This window comes from Chryseobacterium sp. 7 (assembly GCF_003663845.1).
GTDB lineage: Bacteria > Bacteroidota > Bacteroidia > Flavobacteriales > Weeksellaceae > Chryseobacterium.
On the sequence record NZ_RCCA01000001.1, the window covers coordinates 3,838,478 to 3,850,803 of the forward strand.

Below are 12,326 nucleotides of genomic sequence, written 5' to 3' on the forward strand. Positions count from 1 at the left end.
TTAAATCCAGATACCAACATCTTATTTTCATCTACAAAAAAACATAACAACCTGAATTAAAAAGTTTTATATTTGAATCACCATAAACACCAAATGTCAAAAACCTGATTGACTTTAAATGTTCAGGAACGTACAAATCAAAATATTACTTATGAAAAATGCAAAATTATTAAGCAGAGATGCTCAAAAAACAATCAATGGCGGAATTGCTGCCAGACTTGTATGCTGCGAACGCGACGACAACGGAAAATGTACTTTATGGATTGGGCCGGGACAAAACTGTCCTTAGTTCGATGATGTGATAACAATTTTGAATAAAGCCGGAAATTTCCGGCTTTCTCTTTTTATATCTTCCATTATCTGTTCATTACAATCTGATAATCAAAATTTTATTAAAAAAAAACACTAATAAAATATATCACACAATAAAGAAAAATAGTATCTTTGATTTACTTCTTTTACACCAAATGTCAAAATCCTGATTGACTTTAAATGCTCAGGAATGTACAAATCAAAATATTTCTAACTATGAAAAATGCTAAATTATTAAGCAGAGATGCTCAGAAATCAATCAATGGCGGAGCAGCAGGACGTTTTTGCTGTGAGTACAATTACAAAGGACAGTGTATCCTGTGGATAGGACCGGGACAATATTGCCCATAGTCTGTCATCAGATAACAATTTAAGATAAAGCCGGAAATTTCCGGCTTTATTTTTTATCCTAAATGTTCTTTTAAATTCTTTTTATAAGTTCTTCCCAACGGAAGTTCATCTCCGTTTTTCAAAAAAACATGTCCGGAGTTATAAGAATTGATATGCTCTGATAACACAATATAAGACTTGTGAATTCTGATAAACCCGAAATGTTGAAATTTCTCTTCAAAATTAGACATTCTATCCAGAATCATATACTTTTTCAGAGGCGTCATCAGGACAATATACTCTCCAAATCCCTGTATCCATAGAATATCTTTAAGAAAGACCTTATTCATCACATAATTGGATTTGAACATGATGTAGTCTTCCTGCTGCTGATTATTAGCCGAGCTTTTAAATTGAACAAAATCCCTTGCTTTATTGACTGCTTTTTTAAAAGTATCAAAATCTACAGGCTTGATAAGATAATGAACAACATCCAGCTCAAATGCTTTCACCGCATATTTTGTTTCTAAGGTAATAAAAATACAAAGTGGCGGATCGGGAAGCTGCTGCAAAAGTTCAACTCCGTTGATCCCGGGCATATTGATATCGAAAACAACCAGATCTACTTTATTTGCTTTCAGAAAAGCCAGTGCTTCTTCCGGTTTCTGAAATGAAGCCAGCAATTCAACCTCTTCAAGCTGATCGCAATATTGTTTTACAAGCTGCAATGCAGGATATTCATCATCTACATTAACGATAGTCAGATTAGCCATTGATAGTAATTGTTAAAGCAATTTTATATTGATCTTTTTCTTTCGGTCCGGAATAAAATTCATACTGATCCATATAAAATTTTTCCAATATATGAATAATTGCTTCATTACCCAACCCGTGATAATTGGATTCCACCTCATGAATTCTATCTTTCCCGACAGAATTTATAATTTCAAAATACAGTTCAGACCGTTCAATTTTACAGAACAGTTTTATAAAACCGTGAATATCTTCCCCTATCGCTGAATGTTTTAAAGCATTTTCAAATAAAGTAAGCAATATAGCAGACGGAATTTCAGCAATGTCAAATTCTTCCTGATCTTCAATATCCATCACAATATCAAGTTGATTATTGTATTTAAGCTGGTATAAAGCGGCAAGTGCTTTCAATGAAGAAAATTCCTGGGAAACGGTTACTTTTTCTTTTCCGCTGTCATAAATAATATATTTCAAAAGTTTGCTCAGCTGCAAAATAGAATCCGATGTCTTTTCTGAATGGGTAAAACTGTTCGCATAAATGTTATTAAGGGTATTCAGCAAAAAGTGAGGATTTAGCTTAGATTTCAACAAATCAAGGTAAAGCTGATCTTTCTCTTCACCAAGGCTGATCACATCCTGCTCTATTAAAAATTTGTCTTTGGTAATCCCCAAAAAAGAACCTACAAGGATTATTATTCCCTGAGAAATATACACATTATACAGAAAACCGACATGGTAGCCTTTTTCGCTGAAGTCTATCTGAAAAACGGCTGGCTCCCACAGAATCCTGAAAAGGCTGGATACTAAAAAGCAGATTAAAGCATACAGGATAAACTCCGGATATTTATTGGATAAATAGAATCGGGGAACCAAATAATAGTACACCAGATAATAAATTCCAACATTGAAAATGGTATTCAAAATAATGCTCACTACCAGCTGAGTGGAATCCAGGAAGTAGTTTTCGGTGAAATAAGTCATCAAAATGAAGATGAAAAGGAAAAATACATGCTGAAACCTCAACAAAAACTTCCAACGGTACTTCATAAGACTTTCCAGAATCTTACCACTAAATAAAATCCTGATAATCAATAATATAATTATAAAATTAATGATTAAAAACATACTCCATACCTTATTTTGAAACGCATCAAATATAATATCTTTTTATCTCAAAATGCAGTTCGTTGAGAAAAACTGTCATTGATTGAAAAAATCTAAGCCCGCTCTTCTGAATAAATATATTTGAGAAACCGCAATATTAATCAAATATTACATGAAACTTAATATACAATTAACGCTAATTTTATCATTTTGCTTGATAACTGGTCTTTTACGTAGTCAGAGTAAAGACAACTATAATATGTGGTTTCAGTACCTGATGTCGGCAAAATTAACCGATAAAAGTACTTTAACTGCACTTACCCAATATCGTTCCTTTGACCTGGCTTACGACACAAGGCTTTTTCTTGTGAACGCTTATGTGGATTATGAAGTGGCAGAAAATATCAGACCCGCTGCAGGAGCTATGTTTTTGATCCTCGAATCTTATAATGCTGACGATTCCAAAAAGATAAGATATGAAAAAAGACCTTTCCAGCAGGTAACTGCTGATTATTACATTGGAAGAACGTCAATTTCCAACCGTCTTAGAGTAGAAGAACGTTTTATCAGCAATCCTGATGAATTTGAGGTAAGGATCCGTTATCTGATCTCTGTGAGAATTCCTTTCAATAAAAAAGGAGAAAAAGAAAAACTCTACGGTATTCTTAAAAATGAAATAAGAATGAATGTTGACAAATTAGAACCTTTCGACAGCAATCGTATTACGGCAGGCCTTGGAATAAAACTAGGAAAAAATTCCGCTTTGGAGCTTGCCTTTATCAATCAGCTGGAAACCAAAAAAACAAGTAATTACGGATTTATAGGTTTCAGAAACAACTTTGACTGGAGAAAAAAGAAACAACAATAACCTCATTAACATTATAACATACTATGCTTACATTTCTTGGTTTTTTAATGATTTTCATCTTCATGATCCTCATCATGAACAAAAAGATGACTCCGCTTACGGCTTTAGTTCTGGTACCGGTACTTATTGCTGTAATAGCAGGATTCGGGCCTGATCTTGGGAAAATGATGAAAGATGGGGTAAAAGAAATAGCACTTACGGGGGTTATGCTGATTTTTGCCATCCTGTATTTCAGCCTGATGATTGATACAGGGCTTTTCGAGCCTCTGGTTAATGTCATATTAAAGGCTGTAGGAGATAATCCTGTAAAAACAACCATCGGAACTGCCCTTCTCACCACTTTAGTTTCTTTAGACGGCGATGGCTCTTCCACTTACATTATTGTAGTAGCTGCGTTACTCCCACTTTATAAAAAACAGGGCATGAACCCTTTGGTTTTAACCTGTATTATTATGCTCGCAGGTGGTATTATGAATATTCTACCATGGGGAGGTCCCACCGCCAGAGTAATGAGTTCTCTTAAGCTGGGGCATACTGAAATATTTGTCCCTATGATTCCGGTCATGCTGATCGGGCTGGTATGGGTATTTTTTGTTGCTTATATTCTGGGAGTTCGAGAGAAAAAAAGAATAAGCAAACATGGAAAATATACCAAATACAGCGGACAGGATATTGCCGGTGAAGATGACCCTGCATTAAGACGTCCGAAACTTATTATTGTCAATTTAATCCTGACCATTATCCTTCTTTGCGTTATGATTCTTGATATTATTCCTTTGGGCATTGCCTTTATGATTGCCTTCTGTATAGCTTCTCTGATTAATTATCCGAAACTGAAAGACCAGCAGAAAATTATTTCAAAACACGCTGGAAATGCTTTATCCGTAGCCGGAATGATCTTCGGTGCAGGAATTTTCACAGGAATCCTGAACGGTACAGGAATTATGAATGCTATGGGAAACAGTATCATCAGTATTGTTCCTAAAACCTGGGGTGGCTATCTGAATGTCATCACCGCAGTATTCAGTGTACCGCTTACGTTTTTCCTGACCAATGATGCTTATTATTTTGGAATATTACCTGTCATCACAGCAACGGGCAGCCAGCTTAATATTCCTCCTGATATTTTGGGACGTGCCAGTCTTGTAGGGCAGGCTTCTCACTTATTAAGTCCGTTGGTACCATCTACTTATCTGTTGGTTTCACTGGCAGGGGTTGAATTCTCTGACCATCTGAAATTCACTTTAAAATGGGCTATCGGATCATCAATTGTAATGTTGCTGAGTGCATTGGCTCTTGGTATTATATAAGATTATATCTTTGAATTTTGTAATCTTACCTTATAAAAAGTGAATGATGAAACCTTCTAAGCAAAAAACGTTTACAGACTCCTATTTAAGAAACCTTACTCTGTATGTGTTCACAGCGATTATCTGTGGAGCATTAACCGGTTATTATTTTCCGGAAGTCAGTAAACATCTGGAAACAGTAAGCAGTTACTTTTTCACACTTCTTGAAGTTTTGATTATTCCTGTTATTTTTATTGCAGTAACTTATGGGGTAAGCTATATTTTCAGCACCAAAAATGCTTTTAAAATTGTAAGTCAGATGGTTCTCTATTTTTTAATCATCACTTCCATCAGTATTTTATTGGGCATCGGATCCGGACTTCTTTTAAAGCCGGGAGCCAATACGGGGATTATGATTTCTTCCCACAAAGCGCTTCCGGAAAGATTTTTAACAAGAACAACAAATCCTTTACATATTAGCAACTATGTACTTTTTCTTTTAATATCAATAACTGCAGGTATCCTGATTGGTCTTTCAAAGAAAAAGAATAACATTCTTAAGGCTATAGACCTGGGAAGAAATCTGTTTTTCAAACTCATCAAGTATGTTTACATCTTTCTTCCCATCGTCATTTTCTCTAATATCGCTTATGGAATTTCTGTTTACGGAATTAATACTTTGCTGCCATTAAGTAAAATTGTAGCCACAGTATATCTTACCTGTGTATTTTTCATTTTCGGGATATTAGGTGTTATAACGGCTTACTTTAAAATTAACCTTTGGGATTTTTTGATCAGCATCAAAGAAGAAATCATTCTTGTGGTAGCAACTTCGTCGTCAAAGACCGCATTTCCAATGATCTTTGATAAAATGGAATCTCAGGGATATGACAGGAAAATTCTTCGCCTTATTATTCCTCTAGGATACAATTTTAATTTGGCAGGAGCTTGTATTTACCTTTCCATTTCATGTATTTTCCTGATCCAGTTTTATAATATTCCACTTACCATAAAAGATTATTTCTGGCTTTTCATCACCATTTCAGTTGCTTCAAAAACGGCTTCTGGAGTTCCAGGATCAGGCTTCCTTGCCCTGATGTTTACATTAAGCCGGTTTGGCAAAATTCCTACTACCGATCTTGCACTGCTGTACAGTATAGACCGCTTTATGAATGAAGCCAGATCTGTCACCAATTTCATCGGCATTTCAGTTTCTGCTGCCATTATTTCAAAACTTAACCAAAAATCAACCCCTCTAAAAAATGATATTTCCTGATTTCACACACCTCTTCAATGACATATTAGAAAACCCAGCAAAATCAATAGCCATTATTGGCAATCTTATCCTTATCGAAAGCCTCCTCTCTGTAGACAATGCAGCAGTACTGGCAACCATCGTCATGGATCTGCCCGAAAATCAAAGAAAAAAAGCTTTAAAATACGGAATTATTGGAGCTTATGTATTCCGTGGACTGGCTCTTATTTTTGCTTCTGTATTGATTTCCGTTTGGTGGCTAAAACCACTGGGAGGATTATACCTTCTCTATATTTCTTTTGATTGGTTTATCAAAAAGATGAAAAACACAAATGATGAAGAAAATCCGGAGGAAAATCCTGACAAAGAATCCAGCTGGCTGTATAAAAATTCTATTGGATTGCTGGGGCATTTCTGGGCTACGGTTGCTATTGTGGAAGTAATGGATCTTGCTTTTTCTATAGATAATGTTTTTGCTGTAGTGGCTTTTTCAAACAATTTGCTACTGATTACGCTGGGTGTATTCATAGGAATTTTAGCCATGAGATTTATTGCACAGTGGTTTGTTCGTCTGATGCAAATTTTTCCTTTCCTGGAAACTGCCGCTTTTGCTGTGATTGCTATTTTAGGAATTAAACTAAGCTTGTCATTATATGAGCACTTCTACCCTGCTACGGCATTCGCTCAATTTTTAGGCAGTCATACCATGGAAATTCTAGTTTCCGTCATTACCGTTCTTTTGTTTGTAGTACCTGTAGCTACCAGTTATCTTATTGGATTTCCCGCCCGCAAAAAATAATTTTTCTGCCAAATTTTCACATTCGGAAATAAAAGTCTGCCATTTCATCCATCAGTGTCTCATGGCATACATTTAGAGAATTACTATGCAGAAATAATTAATAAATAAACATATTATGTCAGTAAACTTTAAACCATTAGCAGACAGAGTTCTGGTAGAACCTATCGCTGCAGAAACTAAAACAGCTTCAGGTATTATTATCCCCGACACTGCAAAGGAAAAGCCGCAAGAAGGTACTGTAGTGGCAGTAGGTCCTGGTAAAAAAGATGAGCCTACAACTGTTCAGGTAGGTGACAAAGTTCTTTATGGAAAATATTCAGGTGCTGAATTGAAGTTGGAAGGTAAAGATTACTTAATCGTAAGAGAAGCTGATTTATTAGGAATCATCGGTTAATTTGTAAAAAGTAAAATGTATTCATGTAAAATGATATTTTCAGGATACAAAATCATTAATACATTGTACAAAGTACATTAATACAATAAAAATTATGGCAAAAGAAATAAAATTCGATATTGAATCAAGAGACGCTCTAAAGAGAGGTGTAGATGCATTGGCTAATGCAGTAAAAGTAACTTTAGGCCCTAAAGGGAGAAACGTAGTCATCGAAAAATCTTTCGGTGCTCCACACGTAACTAAGGATGGTGTGTCTGTTGCAAAAGAAATCGAACTTGAAGACAGAGTAGAAAATATGGGAGCGCAGATGGTAAAAGAAGTGGCTTCCAAAACTAATGATATTGCAGGAGATGGTACTACTACCGCTACTGTATTGGCACAGGCTATCGTAAGAGAAGGTCTTAAAAACGTAGCTGCGGGTGCTAATCCAATGGATCTTAAAAGAGGAATCGACAAAGCAGTAACTGCTGTTGTTGAAAACCTTAAAGCTCAGTCTCAGGCTGTGGGAGATTCTACAGATAAAGTAAAGCAGGTAGCTTCTGTATCAGCTAACAACGACGAAACAATCGGTGCTTTAATCGCTGAAGCTTTCGGAAAAGTTGGAAAAGAAGGAGTAATCACTGTAGAAGAAGCTAAAGGTATTGATACAACGGTAGACGTTGTAGAAGGTATGCAGTTCGACAGAGGATACCAGTCACCTTACTTCGTGACTAACCCTGAGAAAATGCTAGCTGAACTAGAAAACCCATATATCCTTTTAGTAGAGAAGAAAATCTCTTCAATGAAAGAATTGTTACCAGTTCTTGAGCCAATTGCACAAGGTGGTAAATCTCTATTAATTATCTCTGAAGAAGTTGAAGGTGAAGCTTTAGCTACTTTGGTAGTTAACAAATTAAGAGGTTCTCTTAAAATTGCTGCTGTAAAAGCTCCGGGATTCGGAGACAGAAGAAAAGCAATGTTAGAAGATATCGCAATCCTTACAGGTGGACAGGTAATCTCTGAAGAGCAAGGTTTCACCATGGAAAATATCTCTTTAGATATGCTTGGAACTGCTGAGAAAGTAACGATCGACAAAGACAACACTACAGTTGTAAACGGTGGTGGTGACGAAGCGAAAATCAAAGGAAGAGTAGCTCAAATCAAAGCTCAGATGGAAACTACAACTTCTGACTATGACAGAGAAAAACTTCAGGAAAGATTAGCTAAGTTAGCTGGTGGTGTTGCTGTACTATACGTAGGTGCCGCTTCTGAAGTGGAAATGAAAGAGAAAAAAGACAGAGTAGATGATGCCCTGCACGCTACAAGAGCAGCTGTAGAAGAAGGTATCGTTGCAGGTGGTGGTGTTGCTTTAGTAAGAGCAATCTCTGCTTTAGACAACCTTACAGGAATCAATTCTGACGAAACTACAGGGATCAAAATCGTAAAAAGAGCAATCGAAGAGCCATTAAGACAAATCGTTGCTAACGCAGGGGGTGAAGGTTCTGTAATTGTTGCTAAAGTAGCAGAAGGAACAGGAGACTTCGGATACAATGCTAAAACTGACGAGTATGTTCAAATGCTTGAAGCAGGAATCATTGACCCAACTAAAGTAACAAGAGTTGCTCTTGAAAATGCAGCTTCTGTATCTGGAATGCTTTTAACAACTGAATGTGTAATCACTGAAGTAAAGAGCGCTGAACCAGCTATGCCAATGGGTGGTGGGATGCCAGGAATGATGTAATAGCGTAAGCTAAGACAATTTAATATACTAACCGTTCTACTTTGTAGGGCGGTTTTTTTGTTTAATTCTGATTTTATTAGTAAAATAGTATATTTAGATTTTTAATTAATAACCAAAAAATAGATAGAATCTAAACAAGATTAGCACAATTGTATATTGTGTAATCTGTAATTTGAATGCTATCTGCAATTTACCAGAATGAAACGTATACTACAATTTACATTACTGATTAGCTCAATGAGTTTGTTTTCTCAAAATTTAGAGGAAAAAATTTCAAACGAAATTTGTACCTGTTTAGGAAATGTAGAAAATTTAAAAGATCCGGAAAAAAAATTGGAAGAGTGTGTCCAAAAAAGTTTTGAAAATAACTATAATAAAATCATTAAAAAATTTAATGATCCTCAGAATACAAATACAAAAGACATTCAGGATTACTATGTTTCTATCGAAGGACTTTTATTAAGTAATTGTAAAAGTTTTTTAGATTACAGAAAAAAGAATTTATCCGCGAAAAACAAGAAAGTATCTCTAATTGTGACGATATTAAAACAGGAATTTACTATTATGAAACGCTGCAAAAAAGAGAAAAATCGTATCTGACATTTACAAAAAATGAAGTTATCGAAACAAGAAGAAATAATGTTTATACAATTAATAAAATTGAATGGACTGATAAATGTACCTACAAATTAAATCTGAAGGAAACTAACAGTAATTATGATGAAACATATCTCAAAAATAAGTCACTAGTTTTCAAAGTCATTGAAAATAACCCAACCTACTTTGTTGTACAAACTGAATATTTTGAAAACGGAGGCTTAAATAATGTGAAAATTTTTAAACTTCCCTTTACCAATGAATAAAAACTATTTAGTATTAGCAAAATATAGAGTCACTGACGAGTATATAAACATCCTTGAACAGATATCATTGACCCAACTAAAGTAACAAGAGTTGCCCTTGAAAATGCAGCTTCTGTATCTGGAGTGTTTCTTACAACTGAATGTGTGTTATCACTGAAGTAAAGAGCACTGAACCAGCTATGCCAATGGGTGGTGGAATGCCAGGAATGATGTAACGGTCAGCGACCGAGACAATTTAATATACTAACCGTTCTACTTTTTGTAGAGCGGTTTTTTGGTTGAATTATGATTTTCCTTAAGAAAATGGTATATTTTAATTTAATGATTCACAAATAGATACCTAAAATCAAAACGTCATTAGCCCAATTGCATATAATATATAATGGCACAATGCGTAAATTTGAATACTAACAGCCATTATAGAAGACTATAACCAAAGATAAACGAAGAATTGATGACAGAGAAATTTCCCACAATAAATAGTACGCTTTCACCGAATGCACTTGGCCAACTTATTCAACAAAAATATGGATTAAGTGACAGAACCGAATGTAGCATATTTCGACTTGCCATGAACCATTTATACATCGTTCACGACAACGAAGACAAATATGTTTTTAGAGTTTATACTTATGATTGGCGGACAAAATCACAAATTAAAGAAGAGCTAAGGCTTTTACTTCACTTAAAAGAAAATAACCGGCAAGTTGCTTATCCAATAAAAGACAAATCAAACGAGTACATTCAGGAAATTGAAGCACCGGAAGGAAAAAGATTTGGAGTTTTGTTTTCATATGCCAAAGGAACAAAGACCGCAAAATTTTCATCTCAGACAAGTTTTCTTATCGGGGAGGCATTGGCCAAAGTACATCAATCGACAGAAGGTTTTGAACTGGAAAGGATGTCTTACAATAGTGAAAACCTGCTTATAAAACCTGTTTCCAGGATAAAAGAATTCTTTCATAAAAACATCAGCGAAATTGAATTTTTAGAAAAACTTTCTGCTTTTTTAACGCTGAAAATCCAGAATGCTGACCTATCGAAAATGAGACATGGGAGTGTTCATCTTGATGTTTGGTTTGATAATTTACACATTGATGATGAAAAGGAAATAACATTTTTTGACTTTGATTTTTGTGGTAATGGGTATTTATGTTTTGACATTTCTTATTTTATGTTCCAGCTACTTTCCACTCATTTAAACGAAGAAGAATATCAGGAAAAAGTAGGAAGCTTTTTGAAAGGTTACGAAACAGTAACTAAAATCAGCAACGAAGAAAAGCAGTTTTTACCCTTCGCCTGTTTAGCCATTATGATCTACTACATCAGTGTACAATGTGACAGATTTGAACATTGGACGAATATTTTCCTGAATGAAGATCATTTAAAAAGAATGGTTGGAAATTTGAAACGTTGGCTAGAATACAACAAAATTGAAATTGAATAACGGTCAGCGACCGAGACAGATTAATATACTAACCGTTCTACTTTTGTGGGGCGGTTTTTTTGTTTCATAATTTTAAAACTACACAAAAGGGTAATTGATAGATATCTCTTAAATGAAATAACTTTTGGTAATAAAAACAATAATTATGGAAAAACAAAAATCATTTTTTAAGTTTCAATATATTACACAAGAAAATTTACAGAAAGAAATCATTAGTTTTATATTTGGTGTATTTTCTATAGCGACAGGTTTAATTTTAGGATTAAATGCTGAGCGTTGTACACAAGAAAATAAAGAAAAAAATCAAATAAACAAGCTCATAGATGCTATAAAATTAGAAGCCAAAATAAATGATTCAATCTTTCCGTTTTATAAAAGATATTCTCAAAGTGATACAGAAAATATTAAAAGCGAATTCAATATTTCAATAGCAATTGAAACCAGTAAATCTGAAATATGGATAAAAAGAGCAACTCCAAATCAAATGCTTCAACTGAATCAATATCTGGTTTTTGTAAATAAAGTGAATAAATTTAAAGAAGAAGATACTGAGTTTAAGAAAGAAAAAATGAAAGGAAATACCACTTATCCTGTAGAATACAGAAATAACTTTAAAAAAGCTTTTGATATGACTTTAAATAATTGTCAAAGAAGTATTACATCAATTTTATTATTAAAACAAACTAAATAACATAAGTAAACTACAGATTAGTAAATTCCCTGCAACCTATCACCGGACTCAGGACACTTTAGAGAAATTTATACTTTTCTAAACTTTATGTGTAATCACTGAAGTGAAGAGCGCTGAACCAGCTATGCCAATGGGTGGTGGAATGCCAGGAATGATGTAAGGGTCAGCGACCACGGCAATTTAATATACTAACCGTTCTACTTTGTAGAGCGGTTTTTTTGTTTTATGGTTTCCCGTAAGGAAAAACCATTTTAATATTTTAGTTTAGAAGGAAATTTATATATAAAAAACAATCTGCAAAAAATACAACATTAATTATATAAAATATTAATATAATATGTAGATTCGGATTTTATTTAAAACACTAATAACTAAAGAAACTCATGAAACCAAGAGTATTTATAAGTTCTACTTACTATGATTTGAAACATATAAGAGAGAAAATTGGGAAATTTCTTGATAATTATTACTTAAAACTATCAAAAAACCAATGATACTTCC

The 12,326-nt window shown here is 34.3% G+C and carries 14 protein-coding genes; 12 read left to right on the plus strand and 2 right to left on the minus strand.

Translation table 11 applies throughout. The features are described 5' to 3' along the window. Positions 1 to 151 precede the first annotated feature (151 nt). A complete protein-coding gene (locus CLU97_RS23795) occupies positions 152 to 289 on the plus strand; it encodes a hypothetical protein (protein ID WP_165790518.1) in 138 nt (45 codons plus the stop codon). Between the two features lie 239 nt (positions 290 to 528). After that, the gene (locus tag CLU97_RS24225; RefSeq protein ID WP_262484685.1) at positions 529 to 663 is read left to right on the plus strand and encodes a hypothetical protein; all 135 of its coding nucleotides are present in this window, start codon (positions 529 to 531) and stop codon (positions 661 to 663) included. Positions 664 to 716: 53 nt separating this feature from the next. Here the strand turns inward: CLU97_RS24225 and CLU97_RS17535 are convergent, their stop codons facing one another. Both CLU97_RS17535 and CLU97_RS17540 read right to left on the minus strand, forming a co-directional pair. Next, complete coding sequence (locus CLU97_RS17535) at positions 717 to 1,415, minus strand: LytR/AlgR family response regulator transcription factor (RefSeq protein ID WP_121489077.1); 699 nt, start codon at positions 1,413 to 1,415, stop codon at positions 717 to 719. After that, positions 1,408 to 2,376: a sensor histidine kinase gene (locus CLU97_RS17540; protein ID WP_228437775.1), complete on the minus strand. Its 969-nt coding sequence runs from the start codon at positions 2,374 to 2,376 to the stop codon at positions 1,408 to 1,410. Before CLU97_RS17540 ends, CLU97_RS17535 begins: the two co-directional genes overlap by 8 nt. A 382-nt stretch (positions 2,377 to 2,758) precedes the next feature. Here CLU97_RS17540 and CLU97_RS17545 point away from each other — a divergent pair, with 382 nt between their 5' ends. From CLU97_RS17545 to CLU97_RS24410, 10 genes are all read left to right on the plus strand, one after another. Continuing rightward, entirely contained in the window at positions 2,759 to 3,367 is a 609-nt protein-coding gene (locus CLU97_RS17545; protein WP_228437777.1) for a DUF2490 domain-containing protein, read from the plus strand. A gap of 23 nt (positions 3,368 to 3,390) precedes the next feature. Then, positions 3,391 to 4,677, plus strand: a complete 1,287-nt coding sequence (locus tag CLU97_RS17550; protein ID WP_121489079.1) for a CitMHS family transporter — start codon at positions 3,391 to 3,393, stop codon at positions 4,675 to 4,677. Between the two features lie 43 nt (positions 4,678 to 4,720). Then, the gene (locus CLU97_RS17555; RefSeq protein ID WP_121489080.1) at positions 4,721 to 5,932 is read left to right on the plus strand and encodes a cation:dicarboxylate symporter family transporter; all 1,212 of its coding nucleotides are present in this window, start codon (positions 4,721 to 4,723) and stop codon (positions 5,930 to 5,932) included. Next, on the plus strand, positions 5,919 to 6,710 hold the full coding sequence (locus CLU97_RS17560; protein ID WP_121489081.1) for a TerC family protein: 792 nt from the start codon (positions 5,919 to 5,921) through the stop codon (positions 6,708 to 6,710). Before CLU97_RS17555 ends, CLU97_RS17560 begins: the two co-directional genes overlap by 14 nt. A 115-nt stretch (positions 6,711 to 6,825) precedes the next feature. After that, complete coding sequence (groES, locus tag CLU97_RS17565; RefSeq protein WP_034696138.1) at positions 6,826 to 7,104, plus strand: co-chaperone GroES; 279 nt, start codon at positions 6,826 to 6,828, stop codon at positions 7,102 to 7,104. A gap of 94 nt (positions 7,105 to 7,198) precedes the next feature. Beyond that, a complete protein-coding gene (groL, locus tag CLU97_RS17570; protein WP_121489082.1) occupies positions 7,199 to 8,824 on the plus strand; it encodes a chaperonin GroEL in 1,626 nt (541 codons plus the stop codon). A 198-nt stretch (positions 8,825 to 9,022) separates the two neighbouring features. Continuing rightward, on the plus strand, positions 9,023 to 9,424 hold the full coding sequence (locus CLU97_RS17575; protein ID WP_147436507.1) for a hypothetical protein: 402 nt from the start codon (positions 9,023 to 9,025) through the stop codon (positions 9,422 to 9,424). Between the two features lie 834 nt (positions 9,425 to 10,258). After that, positions 10,259 to 11,134 (plus strand): phosphotransferase, encoded by an 876-nt coding sequence (locus CLU97_RS17580; protein WP_228437779.1) that lies wholly within the window; start codon positions 10,259 to 10,261, stop codon positions 11,132 to 11,134. Positions 11,135 to 11,279: 145 nt separating this feature from the next. Then, on the plus strand, positions 11,280 to 11,825 hold the full coding sequence (locus CLU97_RS17585; RefSeq protein ID WP_121489085.1) for a hypothetical protein: 546 nt from the start codon (positions 11,280 to 11,282) through the stop codon (positions 11,823 to 11,825). Positions 11,826 to 12,208: 383 nt separating this feature from the next. Continuing rightward, a complete protein-coding gene (locus tag CLU97_RS24410; protein ID WP_121489086.1) occupies positions 12,209 to 12,319 on the plus strand; it encodes a DUF4062 domain-containing protein in 111 nt (36 codons plus the stop codon). Positions 12,320 to 12,326: the final 7 nt, after the last annotated feature.